General features: G+C 43.7%; 17 protein-coding genes and 1 pseudogene. 2 read left to right on the forward strand and 16 right to left on the reverse strand.

Annotated elements, in window-relative coordinates; genetic code table 11:
- Positions 1-166: 166 nt before the first annotated feature.
- Entirely contained in the window at positions 167-2,422 is a 2,256-nt protein-coding gene (locus tag AB4375_RS20110; RefSeq protein ID WP_017063916.1) for a peptidase U32 family protein, read from the reverse strand.
- A gap of 173 nt (positions 2,423-2,595) precedes the next feature.
- On the opposite strand from AB4375_RS20110, the gene AB4375_RS20115 reads away from it, so the two are divergent.
- Positions 2,596-3,189: a glutathione S-transferase gene (locus AB4375_RS20115; protein WP_372052425.1), complete on the forward strand. Its 594-nt coding sequence runs from the start codon at positions 2,596-2,598 to the stop codon at positions 3,187-3,189.
- Between the two features lie 179 nt (positions 3,190-3,368).
- Here the strand turns inward: AB4375_RS20115 and AB4375_RS20120 are convergent, their stop codons facing one another.
- The 7 genes and pseudogenes from AB4375_RS20120 to AB4375_RS20150 form a co-directional block, all read right to left on the reverse strand.
- Positions 3,369-3,818 (reverse strand): GyrI-like domain-containing protein, encoded by a 450-nt coding sequence (locus AB4375_RS20120; protein WP_048664986.1) that lies wholly within the window; start codon positions 3,816-3,818, stop codon positions 3,369-3,371.
- Positions 3,819-3,878: 60 nt separating this feature from the next.
- Positions 3,879-4,112, reverse strand: a complete 234-nt coding sequence (locus AB4375_RS20125; RefSeq protein WP_017068340.1) for a hypothetical protein — start codon at positions 4,110-4,112, stop codon at positions 3,879-3,881.
- An 8-nt stretch (positions 4,113-4,120) separates the two neighbouring features.
- Positions 4,121-4,372, reverse strand: coding sequence for a Rho-binding antiterminator (locus AB4375_RS20130; protein WP_017068339.1), 252 nt, complete (start codon positions 4,370-4,372; stop codon positions 4,121-4,123).
- Between the two features lie 170 nt (positions 4,373-4,542).
- Positions 4,543-5,072: pseudogene (locus tag AB4375_RS20135) on the reverse strand (CatB-related O-acetyltransferase).
- A 144-nt stretch (positions 5,073-5,216) separates the two neighbouring features.
- Complete coding sequence (locus tag AB4375_RS20140; protein WP_017066537.1) at positions 5,217-5,948, reverse strand: glucose 1-dehydrogenase; 732 nt, start codon at positions 5,946-5,948, stop codon at positions 5,217-5,219.
- Between the two features lie 89 nt (positions 5,949-6,037).
- A complete protein-coding gene (locus AB4375_RS20145) occupies positions 6,038-6,421 on the reverse strand; it encodes a nuclear transport factor 2 family protein (protein ID WP_017068337.1) in 384 nt (127 codons plus the stop codon).
- Between the two features lie 51 nt (positions 6,422-6,472).
- Positions 6,473-7,189 (reverse strand): HAD family hydrolase, encoded by a 717-nt coding sequence (locus AB4375_RS20150; protein ID WP_017061811.1) that lies wholly within the window; start codon positions 7,187-7,189, stop codon positions 6,473-6,475.
- Positions 7,190-7,444: 255 nt separating this feature from the next.
- Here AB4375_RS20150 and AB4375_RS20155 point away from each other — a divergent pair, with 255 nt between their 5' ends.
- Positions 7,445-7,777 (forward strand): PBPRA1643 family SWIM/SEC-C metal-binding motif protein, encoded by a 333-nt coding sequence (locus AB4375_RS20155; protein WP_017068336.1) that lies wholly within the window; start codon positions 7,445-7,447, stop codon positions 7,775-7,777.
- Between the two features lie 104 nt (positions 7,778-7,881).
- Here AB4375_RS20155 and AB4375_RS20160 read toward each other — a convergent pair whose 3' ends face one another.
- The 8 genes from AB4375_RS20160 to AB4375_RS20195 all read right to left on the reverse strand — a co-directional run bounded on the left by AB4375_RS20160 (position 7,882) and on the right by AB4375_RS20195 (position 12,278).
- Positions 7,882-8,124, reverse strand: a complete 243-nt coding sequence (locus AB4375_RS20160) for a hypothetical protein (RefSeq protein ID WP_029235167.1) — start codon at positions 8,122-8,124, stop codon at positions 7,882-7,884.
- A gap of 132 nt (positions 8,125-8,256) precedes the next feature.
- Positions 8,257-8,772 carry an adenylate kinase gene (locus AB4375_RS20165; RefSeq protein ID WP_017063925.1) on the reverse strand — a complete coding sequence of 172 codons (516 nt, stop codon included), beginning with the start codon at positions 8,770-8,772 and terminating at the stop codon, positions 8,257-8,259.
- Between the two features lie 259 nt (positions 8,773-9,031).
- On the reverse strand, positions 9,032-9,496 hold the full coding sequence (locus AB4375_RS20170; RefSeq protein ID WP_017068335.1) for a DUF302 domain-containing protein: 465 nt from the start codon (positions 9,494-9,496) through the stop codon (positions 9,032-9,034).
- A 181-nt stretch (positions 9,497-9,677) separates the two neighbouring features.
- The gene (locus tag AB4375_RS20175) at positions 9,678-9,935 is read right to left on the reverse strand and encodes a hypothetical protein (protein WP_017068334.1); all 258 of its coding nucleotides are present in this window, start codon (positions 9,933-9,935) and stop codon (positions 9,678-9,680) included.
- Between the two features lie 203 nt (positions 9,936-10,138).
- On the reverse strand, positions 10,139-10,720 hold the full coding sequence (locus AB4375_RS20180) for an HD domain-containing protein (protein WP_017063928.1): 582 nt from the start codon (positions 10,718-10,720) through the stop codon (positions 10,139-10,141).
- A gap of 129 nt (positions 10,721-10,849) precedes the next feature.
- The gene (locus tag AB4375_RS20185) at positions 10,850-11,266 is read right to left on the reverse strand and encodes a VOC family protein (protein ID WP_017061801.1); all 417 of its coding nucleotides are present in this window, start codon (positions 11,264-11,266) and stop codon (positions 10,850-10,852) included.
- Positions 11,267-11,385: 119 nt separating this feature from the next.
- Positions 11,386-11,730, reverse strand: coding sequence for a VOC family protein (locus AB4375_RS20190; protein WP_017061800.1), 345 nt, complete (start codon positions 11,728-11,730; stop codon positions 11,386-11,388).
- Between the two features lie 77 nt (positions 11,731-11,807).
- On the reverse strand, positions 11,808-12,278 hold the full coding sequence (locus AB4375_RS20195) for a GNAT family N-acetyltransferase (protein ID WP_372052407.1): 471 nt from the start codon (positions 12,276-12,278) through the stop codon (positions 11,808-11,810).
- Between the last annotated feature and the right edge of the window lie 7 nt (positions 12,279-12,285).

A 12,285-nucleotide genomic window follows, 5' to 3' on the forward strand; every position in this document is an offset into this window, starting at 1 on the left:
CGCCATGCTCGGCGCACCATTAAAAAGGCCACTCGATTGAGTGGCCTTTTGTTTATTGGTTCAGAGTGCTTATAAGCGGTTGAGCGTTATAAGCCTTGAACGCCCTTTGCGTTAGAAGCTATAAGCCTTACAGCCCATAGACATTGAACCCTATAAACCTTGTACGCTATAGACCTTGCACGTACTGAGCATTAGTTCGAACTTCAACCATCTGCTCTAGGTTCTGTTGTGAACCTTCAACGCCGTTCAGTAGCGCTTCGAAATGCTTGATAAGCTCAACTTTGTCTTTCACTTCTTTAGAACCTGCACCGATGTTGGTTAGGTCAATGAAGAACTCGTCGAACAGACCAGAGAAGTCAGTTACTGCGTCGTGGTTCAAGAACTGCTCGTGGTTGTAAATGCTTGGGTAGCCACCCTTCTGTTTATCAACCGCAAAAGAGATGCCTTTCACGTTGGTAATCGTGGTCGCTTTCTCACACTTCAACATACAACCTGCTTCGATGCTTGGCTTGTTACAACCTACCGTTCTTTGGAAGAAACACTGACGGCTGGTCATCATCAAGATTGGGTGGTAAATGCTGTAGAACAGTTTGAAGTTCTCTGGGCGACGAATATGACGAATCTGACCTTTGTTGATCTCGTTCGAAATGAATGCGCCAGCACAGTTAAGCTCTTCTTTCAAAGTAACCAGTGCGTGAGAGTTGGTTGTGTTCATGAACGGGCCTGCAACCCACTCAATACCCATCTCGTAAGCTTTGTAAGCAATACCCGTGTTGTTGGTTACGATGCGAGCTGGCTTGATCTCTTCAAGAATACGAACCGCTTCGTCGTAATCTTTACCGATCAATACCGCTGGGAACCAAGGAATCAAACGTGGGTTTGCTGCCAAGATGTCGATGTACTTGTTACAACGCTTCTTGAAGCTTTCTGGAAGTTTGAAGTAAACATCCGCGTCAGTCACGTCACACAGGTGTAAGTCTTCTACATCGGCGATAAGCATCGACATAGTCGGCTTCTCGTTCACTTTAGGGTGCTGAGGCAGTGCTGGCACTTCAACGTGCTTAATCACTTCCACAGAGCCGTTCAGAATGAAGTCGATCTCGTCTTTTAGGTCTGAAACTTCTTTTAGAGGAATCAACAAGCCTGCATCCACTTCACTGAAGTCGTGGCTTTCTAGCGTGTGAACTGCACTCTTCACGTTTTTGAAGCGCTTCTCAAGTAGCTCTTGAGTAATCGCCTTCTCTTCAACCGCTTTCAATAGCGATTTAGATTGAAGAGTAAAGTTCTCTTTTGGCGTGTTCACAGTCACCGTAAATGGTTGACCCACTTTTGCGCTGAACGACAGTGCTACTGGTGTCTTGCGAATATCAAGGAACTCGATCTTGTCACGCATTTCGTTACCAAGAACGTCTTTCGCTTGGTGAAGTTCGTTGGTCACTTCTTGAATCTGTACAACTGAGATTTCGTTGTTCTGCTCCGTCGCTTTTTCAACAGCGTAGTTCATGCTGTTGTCGCGCGGGTTATCGATAAACATGTCTTTCGTTAGGTTGCCCTTTAGGAAAGAGTTGGTGAAATCACGGTTGAATACTTTGTGTAGGTTCGAATCGTCTTCGATCAACAAACCACTTTCTACAAAGCTATCAATCTGTTTACGCCATGTGTCTACCACAGTGTAAACGTAGTGTGCGCCTTTAATACGGCCTTCTACTTTCAATGAGTCGACTTTCGCATCAACCAATTCAGGTAGGTCGTAGTAAGCTGAGTTATCTTTCAGGTTAAGTGGGAACTTGTTGCCCGCGTTGGTGATTTCGTACTCATCACGACACGCTTGGCTACAACGACCACGGTTACCTGAGTTACCCACACTTACTGAGCTTGAGTAACATTGACCAGAGAATGCGATACACAGAGCGCCGTGTACGAACACTTCGGTTAATACGTCGTGATCGTGTGCCACTTCCGTCAGCATCTTGATTTCAGGCAGGTTCAACTCACGAGACAAGTTAACGCGCGTCGCGCCAATCTTAGACAAGAACTTAATCTGACCTTCGTTGTGCGTAGTTAACTGAGTCGACGCGTGAACGTCTAACGATGGGAAATGCTTCTTAACCAGGTTGAATAAACCCAAGTCTTGAACAATGATGCCGTCCACTTTGGTGTTCACAAGCTGGTTCAGCAGTTTGGTGATGCTCTTAGTCTCGTGCTCCAGTAGCACAACGTTAAGAGTCAGGAACACTTCACAGCCGTATTCATGAGCAAGGCGAATCACACCATTCAATTCGTCTAACGACAGGTTAGAGGCTCTGTTACGAGCGTTGAATGTGTCTAAACCACAATAAACTGCATTAGCACCCGCTACGATGGCGGCTTTTATCGCTTCTACATCGCCACCTGGGGCTAATAACTCAATTTTTCTGCTCATTTTTGAAGTCGCTCACTTACTTATAATTTTTAAGCCGCGTATTCTACCCACATCACGATCTCTTTACCACCGTACAACACTTTTCAAACTAAATGACCTCAATAATGCCGAACGAATCCGATCTACCTATCCTTTATTCTTTACGCCGTTGCCCTTATGCAATGCGCGGACGAATGGGCATCGCACTATCACAGCAAAAAGTGTTACTTCGAGAAATCGTTACCAAAGACAAGCCTAGCGAACTATTGGCCAGTTCGCCAAAAGGAACAGTGCCTGTATTGGTGTTACCCAATGGACAAGTCATTGAACAGAGCTTGGATGTGATGAACTGGTCACTTCAACAAAACGATCCTCAAGATCTTCTGCGTTCAAGCAATCCAACGCTTAGCGAACAAGTTCAGCAGCTCATTAAAACCAACGATGAAGAATTTATTGGTCACTTAGAAAGGTATCGTGCATCGGTTCGTTACCGAAACATCGATGTTGAACAACGCCGACAAGCCTGCGAAACCTTCATTAAGCAGTTAGAAGTGCGACTTACCGATCAGCCCTACTTTTTTGGAGAAAGCCCAAGCTTGGCCGATTTTGCGGTGATGCCTTTCGTCAGTCAGTTTGTGCGAGTCGAAAAGAAGTGGTTTGTGAAATCGGAATATCAAAACGTAGGACGTTGGTTAAGAGCGCACCTTGAAAGTAAGCTCTACACCCAAGTCATGAAGCAATACCCTTTGTGGAATGAAACCAAGCAAGATTGTCTTTTTGGTGGATAATGGTAATTCAAAGATAGAGAAAGCGTAGTAATCAAGGTAAGTACGTGACACTGTATCTTCTTTGTAATGAGCAGATATTCAAAGGCTTAACTGGGTTTCCGTTGTCTCTTTACCGGTAACTACTGTCTCTTAACTAGCGACCACAGTCTAAGCTAAGCCTTTTGTTCATTTTAAACCAATCACTTAATCGCAATCGAAATCTCGACTTCAGTTTCACCTTTGTAGAATTCGAAATCTGTTGTGTAAGCTCGAACATGTGGGCAGTCTGCTGCGTTGAAATACGCCCACACTTCACCCCATAGGTCGATCACAGCTTGCGGTAATTCACCCTCAGCAGAAAACGTTAAGTACTTGCCTGCTTCGATATTGGTTTCAACTAGATTATCTAAACTATTATCGGTAAGCGCATTGGTACACGCGATAACATCAAACTCGCCCGTAAAATCTGACTCGTAGTTGGTGTAAACGCCGTATACCTTTGAGTCTGGGGTCAGCTTAGGAAAAGCTTGTTCGAAAAAGCCTTGCCACAATTGCCCAATTTGCGCCTTAGCCGGATCAACCTCATCGGTATTGTTGGTTCTTACCGAGAAACCATATGCTTTTACCGCTTCTAATATTTGTTCTTTCACTCTTCTATTTCCTAAGCCATTTTCTTAAACCAGAAGGTTCAGTACGCGTTGAATCGAATTCTAATCTTGAATCTCTTTGTGTCCACATTTTTCACAGACAAGGTGACGAGAAAACTCATCCATTGACGCGACAAACGGGCCAAGGAACCAACCTTTTATCATGCCTGCCCAAAACTCACTTCGCTTTTGGTTAGGTTTGTCTGCAAACGCACTCGTCTTTCTGACCAACACAACAACATGTTGTGTCTCTTCTCTGCACGCGGTGCAATAGCATTGTTCTATGGTTCTATTCATTTGAAAGCCTATGACGTTTTGAATGAAACATGCTGAAAGTGAGGGTTGTCGACACAGACATCCAATGTCGCTATTTGAGTTAATACGACAAGTTGTTGCTCGCCTTGAGTACTGACTTTAATGCACTCTTCACGGCTGTCATTGCGCTGGGTATCTAACCCGACACATTCAATCTGCTCGCCAGACTTCAGCGTTAACTTGATTGGGTATCGGTGCATACACACAATTTCAATATAATCGTAATCGTTGCAACTAATCATAATACCCCTCCAATTCATCCACCACGCTAATGCGACACGCCATACTATGCAATATGCATATAATCAATAAGTTACTCGTATCACAATCGCATTGCCATAATCAGATTATTGAGTAATTTGTTAAATTTAATCTCGTTCTCACCATTCACATTTCATCTGTGAACGACAATTTAAGGCTTCAAGAATCCTTTCCAATAATGGTACAAACCACCAATGTCTGAAGAACACATTAGCGACATTGCGCCTTTGATTTGTTCTTCGCTCCATTCCCACCATTTCATTTCTAGCAACTGAGCGATTTCAGTCTCATTGAAACGATAACGGATATGGCGTGCTGGGTTTGAACCGACAATCGAGTATGGCGCGACATCTTTAGTCACAACCGCTCGACTTGCGATGATGGCTCCGTCACCAACCTTAACACCACTCATGATCATGGCTTCTGTACCAATCCACACATCGTTACCAATCACGGTATCACCAAAGCGTTCAAAGCCGTCTATCGCACCTTCAAACTTCTCATCGTCTTGATAGAAAAACGGGAAGGTACTCACCCACTGATTTTGGTGGCCTTGGTTGCCCGCCATCATAAACACAGCGCCAGAACCAATCGAACAATAGCTGCCGATGATCAGCTTATCGATGTCGGTTCTATCCGGTAATAGCTGTGCTCGCCCACGATGATGTTTGGGTTGGTCACTTATTCTTTGAGTGACTTTCCAACAAACGGGCTCTCAAAATAGTTTTTCATTTTTGTACTCTTAGTTTCGTTCTTTTAGTTAGGTACTTTTGTTGCGTGTCTATGGTTTTAACTTGTTTATCTTAGTGTAAAGGCAAACGTGCCCTATCGACCGCCTGCAATATCAATAAATGAGCCGGTGACATACGAAGCTTCATCCGATAATAACCATGCGATAGAGTTCGCGACTTCTTCTGGTGTGCCACCTCGTTGTAACGGTAACTGTGAAGCTAGTCTGTCTACGCGATCTGGCTCTCCGCCGTCTGCGTGCATCTCAGTATAAATACAACCTGGCCTTACGCCATTCACTCGGATGTTACGTGAAGCCAATTCAAGCGATAAGCCCTTGGTGAGTGAATCCATCGCACCTTTCGATGCAGCGTAATCCACATACTCAAACGGTGCGCCAGTACGAGAAGCGGCAGACGATACATTCACAATCGAACCCGCGCCATCGGCTTGTTTGATAAAGGCTTTACTGCACAGAAAGCAGCTTGATACGTTGGACTTCATCACCTTTTCAAAGCGATCCAATTCAATATCAACCAATGGTGACTGGGTAAACAAGATCCCGGCATTATTAACCAAGTGAGTCACTGGACCTAGCTTGTTACGAGCAATCTCGAATAAGGATTTCACGTCCGATTCAACAGACACATCCGCACGCACACTAATCGCGGTTCCGCCTTGTTCGCGAATCTCATTCACTAGATCTTCAGCTCGCGACTCATTGTGTATGAAGTTAACGCATACAGCATAGCCTTGACTGGCCAACAATTTAGACGTCGCTGCGCCAATGCCTCGGCTTCCGCCGGTTACAACCACTACCTTGCTCAATGAAACCTCCTAATGTTTACTTATTCTGTGCAACCTGATTATTCGATACGACCTAGTTGTTCGTGACAAACTGATCGTATCGATACAAACTAATTTTTCGATACGATCTGAACCCACTGCGATCGCCACGCCGGCGCTTCGAATGGGTCTGGCCAAAACTCAGTTTGCTTTTGAATTAAACCGTCAACCACCGTGTGAAAGGTGATCACTCGGCCTTTCAACACACTGTCAGTGACCGAAATGTCCGTGACTACCGTATCACCTTCACAGACAATCGAATTGAGCGTGAATTCCCAAACACCATTGGCTGGGTATTCAGTATTGATTGCAGTGAAGTTGTCGCGCCCTAACGTCAATTCAGACGACTGCGGCCAATAGCCTTCAAAATCTGCGGTTAGCCATTCACCTGCCTTTGCAAAATCATTACTGCGCATTGCATCCCAAAATCCCAATACCACTTGTTTTGGTGTCATTATTCTTCCTTAAAGTTATTTACGTGTGGTGATTTTTAAATGTCTGCTTCGTTATGCGTACTTGCTAATGATCGTTAAAAGATCATCGACACTGTTAGCAATGTAATCGGGCTTGGTTTGCCAATTTTCAGGTTTCGATCGGCTATAACCTGCTGCAACGGCAATCACTTTTGCGTTTTTACCCAGCGCGGCTTCAATATTGCGAGCAAACTGTGTGTCCGCTTCATGGTCACCGATGTACATCAAACAAAGCTCGTTAGTCGGATCGGCGCCAAATATGTTCTCGACACATTTCACCCCACCAAATGGATGGGGTTTTTGGTTACCGTTCGAGACATCGTCATAGCCCACGACCGATTTAAACAAATCGCCGATGCCATAACTGTCGAGCACACCACGAATATTCAATTGAGAGTTTTGAGAGCAGATCCCATGAGGAAGATGAGCAAACTGATTAACCACGGTTTCCATTCCTTCAAACAAGGCAACGGCTGTTTGGTTTTTCTCTTGATGCTCTGCCCACATTCCACCAGCGATCAACATTTCGTCATGGGATAAGCCGTAATAATCGACATATAAGGCTTGCCAGTTTTTAGCCCCGTGGTTGGCTTCATGATAAAGCGCTTCGCTAAGCAAATATTTAGGTAAGTTGTCGCCTGACAAGTGTGGCGCGACTAAAGAGATAATGTCTTTTGTGATTGCGATATTCTTTGGAACGGAATTGACTATGGTTCCATCGTAATCCCACAGGATGGCATCTAACTTCATACACTATCTCTTTGTTTCGATTAGTAATTTGAATTTATCATTCATAAGCCTATTTAGGGCAATTTTATTGTCTTGAATTTCGAAATTTGTCGAATAGAAGCAAAGCTAGAGAACAAACCGTTACTAGCAAACAAAAACCAAACAGTGTTTGCTCACATCACTGCTTTATCAATTGCAATATATGCGTATAATCCCTGCTCCATTGCGCTATCGCCGTTAAAAATAGCGCCATTCAACATTTTTAATGAGTACCCAATGTCGAAACTATTTTTCAAAGGCCGTATCGAAACAAGACAGAACCACGTTCTTGCTGGCTACAACGTAAACCGCGATGTGAAAGCGGGTACTGAAGAATCTCCAATCGCAGTAATGGTTCAAACTGAAGCGCGCAAAGCAGAAGTTGAAGCACTAGCCGCTGAAAATACTATCTTCGTTACTGTTACAGTCGACGCAGACAAAGAAGAGAACACCATCGAGCTTGATACTCTACTGAACAAGCCAAAAACGATGACGTTTGAAAAGACCCCTAACCGTAACGATCCGTGTTCTTGCGGCAGCGGTAAAAAATACAAGAAGTGTTGTGCATAAGGCTTCTCACTCAAACTGCCAATAGCACGATGAGTTAAGTAATATCTAACGGGAAGATCATTGAGGTCTTCCCGTTTTTATTTGCCTAAGCCAAACTCACAAACTCAGTCGAGGTTGTCTGGTGTATTCAGATATGTTCCACATTGGGTACATTTGTAATCACCTGTCGCGCCCGAACCTGTAACACCAAAAGATAGAAACTCCGATAAAATTCGTTGGAGTAAGCTCGGTTCTTTATCTTCAGCTTGTGGTGCCTTTTGCACTTGGCTACTGAACATCGTGTACCTATGCAGTGTAAGTTCCTTACAGTTACAGCAGAACGCTCTCGTCTTCTCACTTCCATACATAATATCTATCGCCTTAACTCAAAGCACAAACTAAACATATGGCAAATATGCCACACGTAGAGTTAAATCTATATATTTTCATGAAGTTATGAGCAAATTAAAGCGTTTCAAAGAAAGGTAAGCTCTCGACTGTTAAGTGACGTGTTGATGAACAAAGTTATTCAATTCAGTCACACTTCTGATGATGTAAACCTCTTTCTCTTTAGCGCGCAATTCTAACTGCGCTTTAAAGTCGTCATTCCAAAATTTAGGACACAGTTTTAGTGTCTTATAACTTTGTATCGTGCCTTTTATAACTGAACTTCCATCAGGCCAGCCTTCAGGTTTAACGAATAGACCTTTGAGCATTCTCTTGGTTACAAACCAGTAGCTAATTGAATAAGGAAGGTCGATATAAACCAAGGTATCAGCTGCATCTAAACGTGTGTTGAACGAGCCTAGAGGGCCAAAACCATCGATGATCCAGCTTTCTGACTTAAGTATGCTCTCATGAGCCTCCTCAAATACTTCACGTTCAACAAACTCTCCGTTGGCCTTGTAAACAATAGAGTCCAACTGGTGAAGCTCTATCCCTGTAGCTAGTGCTAACGCCTTGCTGACTGTGGATTTTCCACTCCCAGGCTTGCCAAAAACCGCGATCTTTTTCATATGACTTCCTCTATTCAGATAAAACCCATAAGACAGCGACAAAAAACCCACCTTACGGGTGGGTTCGATAAACAAAGCGCATCAACAATCCCACCATTCCTATGGAATGATGATAATTCGTTGGTTAGATTGCGCTAAATTCAGTTTCATAAAACTACTTTTATATACTGTTGCTTAGTTGTCAACACAATAACTAATGGGCGATATCATCGTCATATCGCACACATTAATAGTCTTAATGAGTGCTTATTGATCTTGGTTATTTTGCTTTCTTTTTCGCCACTGTCGCTTCTGATAGCTTGCTTAGTACACCCGATACTTTCTTAACGACCTCGTCACAGCCATTGATCGCGTGACGCTCTACCAAGTAATTAGGATCGTTGTAAGACAACCATACTTTCTTATTAGAATCCTCAGTGACTAACACCTTCTGCGGTAAATCTATCGCGACTTCTTGAGCACATTGCATTAATGGTGTCCCTACTTTCGGGTTACCAAAGATGATGACTTCCGTTGGTCTCAATTCAAGATCGACCTTACTCGCGTTTTTCTGATGGTCGATTCTCGCAAACAAGGTCAAACCTTTGCTCTTGGCAATTTCTTCAAAGCGGTCAGCGGTCTCTTTCACTGAATAATTACTTTGGTATTTAATCAAACCATCAGAAGCCGCAGCTGAAAATGATGCCGAGAGTAAAATGGCGCATAGTGGTAGTAATTTTTGCATCGTCACCTCTGAGATTTAACCTAATCAAACTTACATTCATAGCGCCACTTCCAAATTCAGCGACGTAACCCATGTCAGTATAGACGCGATTCCATTCTCAGTTTGCAGAGAGGATCACTTTTCTAATGCGTCTTATTATCATCAGTTTAGGTGGGGATTTTTTCAAAAGTTAAACACACGATCAGTGCCACGACTTAGTCCCACATTTCTCACACTGGTATTCGTAATCACTGTCGACGTAAAAGCCGGGAACATTATGGTCACCTTTAAACAATAACGTCATCAGGTACTCCATCAACACGCCTAACTTCCATTGTTTCTTTTCAAATTCAGCGTCCGCTTTAGATTCAGCATCGGAAGCGCTAACAGCAAGGTGCGGGGTAAGTGCGTCGCACTGCTCACAGTGATAAGGGTGTTTAATATACTTATTATCAAGCATTTATATAAGCCAACTGATATTTATAAATTTGATACATACTAACAACTTATCACTCGGTTCTCGAACTTATTGTTGTCCACTAGATCTTTATTTGAAAGAAATGAGACACAAGGTAAGTGCCATGCATCTTGAATCAGTTACCATCGAGATCTCCCTCATTGAAAAGCTAAAGCTATTCTTACGCTAAGGTATGAAATTAACTTTTACTTTAATAGCCCTTTTTCCGCAGCACCTTCAAGTTGCACTTCTAGCTCTTTCCATAAGGCACGACTGCCTTTAGAAATACGCTCGCCATTGAAGGTCAGTACTTTGTCTTTGGATATGTTGTGCTTCTTCCAGCTGTGACCACCACCATGGATGTTATGAAGCAAAGGCGGCACTCTATCGATCGCCTTACAAAATCTAGCTTCTGGTGACTCACCGGCTTCGAACTCAAGCCATAAATCCAAATACTCGCTTGTTGAATGGCTCGGCAATGATTTCAGCAACCGCTCGACGCAGTTTCTCTCTTTGAGCTTGTTTTCTTCGGTTTCACTGGCATAAATGATGGTGTCTCCGGCATCGATTTCCCCAAGATCATGAATCAGCAGCATCTTCATTACTCGCGTAATATCGATTTCTTCATTGGCATAGTCTTTCAACATGAGTGCGCTCAAACAGACGTGCCAACTGTGCTCAGCGGAGTTTTCATATCGATCCAATCCAACCGGTTTTGTCTGTCGATGAACATCCTTTAATTGTTCAATCTCGACCATGAATTGCAGAATGCCTTTGATTTCTTCCACGATGAGCTTCCTTAACTTAAGTTGATGATTTAGCGGTGCGGAGGGTTAACCTAACGAAAGAGAAGCGTTACTCCCAATGAACCGACATTTTGTAATACGCAACACCCGATGGTTGTGGGCTAAGCTTATCTACCTGTTAGCCATAGGGTGTTCAGGATTTAACTGAAGCAGATCCCACAAGTTACCGTAAAGATCTTCAAACACAGCAACGGTGCCGTAGCCTTGCTCTTTAGGCTCTCGGACAAAGTTAATGCCCAAAGACGTCATACGTTCGTAATCACGCCAGAAGTCATCGGTGTTTAAGAATAGGAATACGCGTCCACCAGCTTGGTTGCCGATGAAATCGAGTTGCTCTGGCTTGGAAGCTCTAGCAAGTAACAGGCTCACACCGGTTGAATTTGGTGGAGCAACAACAACCCAACGCTTATCTTCTTCTGGCAGATACGTGTCTTCGATGAGATCAAACTTAAGCTTGTTTACATAGAAATCAAGCGCTTCATCGTAGTCTTTTACCACGAGTGCAATGTGGACAATATTCTGTTTCATAACATACCTTGTTGGGGTTTTAGCTGCGTGGAATGATGCCATGAAGCAGGTAAAGACACTAGGTGTCGCATCATAAATCGTAGTATCTCGTCCGTCACAATCTAAAAGGTATACATCATTTATAACTGCCAGAATCCGAGCTCGACGCCACCTTGAATGACAATGGCACACATCCCGTGACGTGGTAACTCCATTGGCGGCACCGCAACTTCGGCGCCTAGTTTCTCGGCTGCAGTTACTGCAGACTGAATATCCTCAACCAACGTGTAATGACGAACAGTTGGTTCTTCAGTTTCACGAAGCGGTGCTCGAATGCCAATTACCCCGCCATTAGATAGCTTTGCAGTGCGCGCCCCACCAAGGTTCACATCTGCACCACTGAATTTCACGTTGTAGAGCTGAGCGTATGTTGCACAAACGACATCGACCTCTGGGGTAACCACTTCAAGATATTGAACCTTCATCAAATTTCCTTCTCGTGTTCTTTAAGACTCTCAACCTGCATACAGCTGTGCAGGTGTTTCTCATCAATAATTTATTACTAAGCAATTCGACCGCGCATGATAAATTGCGGGCCTGCTGCGCCACCTAAATACTGTTGATTGATATCTTCGAAGCCGCCTTTCTTATAACAGTTGAATGCTGCCGGATTTTTGCAATTCACAGTTAAGTAAATCGACTCATACGCTGAGTAATTCGCTTTTAAATACGGAAACAAAGCCTTCACCGTGCCTGTTCCTAAACCTTTACCTTGCTGGTTTTTATCAAGCACAAAAGCTCTCAAGCCAATGCTTCCTTCAGGGCAGAATTCGTAGTGCTCTGCGTAAGCGATATCCAGCTTAAAGAAACCAACAACTTCGTTATTAGACTTAATCACGTGCAAGTGCGTGGTTTCACTGCCGTCTAATAAAAACTCTGCAGCTGTGCCAGCGAACTTGACCTGTTCATCGGCTAGTTGGATGGCCTGAACTAACGCCACATGTGATTCTTCAAGCCTTTCGATAGTTATCATTGTTGTT

Origin of the sequence: Vibrio sp. 10N.261.51.C6 (assembly GCF_041471785.1) — a bacterium.
Taxonomy (GTDB): Bacteria; Pseudomonadota; Gammaproteobacteria; order Enterobacterales; family Vibrionaceae; genus Vibrio; species Vibrio crassostreae_C.

Coding starts and splice junctions, on each gene's coding strand:
- AB4375_RS20110 (WP_017063916.1), bottom strand. CDS start 2,422: ATGAGCAGAAAAATTGAGTTATTAGCCCCAGGTGGCGATGTAGAAGCG.
- AB4375_RS20115 (WP_372052425.1), top strand. CDS start 2,596: ATGGGCATCGCACTATCACAGCAAAAAGTGTTACTTCGAGAAATCGTT.
- AB4375_RS20125 (WP_017068340.1), bottom strand. CDS start 4,112: ATGAATAGAACCATAGAACAATGCTATTGCACCGCGTGCAGAGAAGAG.
- AB4375_RS20130 (WP_017068339.1), bottom strand. CDS start 4,372: ATGATTAGTTGCAACGATTACGATTATATTGAAATTGTGTGTATGCAC.
- AB4375_RS20145 (WP_017068337.1), bottom strand. CDS start 6,421: ATGACACCAAAACAAGTGGTATTGGGATTTTGGGATGCAATGCGCAGT.
- AB4375_RS20150 (WP_017061811.1), bottom strand. CDS start 7,189: ATGAAGTTAGATGCCATCCTGTGGGATTACGATGGAACCATAGTCAAT.
- AB4375_RS20155 (WP_017068336.1), top strand. CDS start 7,445: ATGTCGAAACTATTTTTCAAAGGCCGTATCGAAACAAGACAGAACCAC.
- AB4375_RS20160 (WP_029235167.1), bottom strand. CDS start 8,124: ATGTATGGAAGTGAGAAGACGAGAGCGTTCTGCTGTAACTGTAAGGAA.
- AB4375_RS20165 (WP_017063925.1), bottom strand. CDS start 8,772: ATGAAAAAGATCGCGGTTTTTGGCAAGCCTGGGAGTGGAAAATCCACA.
- AB4375_RS20170 (WP_017068335.1), bottom strand. CDS start 9,496: ATGCAAAAATTACTACCACTATGCGCCATTTTACTCTCGGCATCATTT.
- AB4375_RS20175 (WP_017068334.1), bottom strand. CDS start 9,935: ATGCTTGATAATAAGTATATTAAACACCCTTATCACTGTGAGCAGTGC.
- AB4375_RS20185 (WP_017061801.1), bottom strand. CDS start 11,266: ATGAAACAGAATATTGTCCACATTGCACTCGTGGTAAAAGACTACGAT.
- AB4375_RS20190 (WP_017061800.1), bottom strand. CDS start 11,730: ATGAAGGTTCAATATCTTGAAGTGGTTACCCCAGAGGTCGATGTCGTT.
- AB4375_RS20195 (WP_372052407.1), bottom strand. CDS start 12,278: ATGATAACTATCGAAAGGCTTGAAGAATCACATGTGGCGTTAGTTCAG.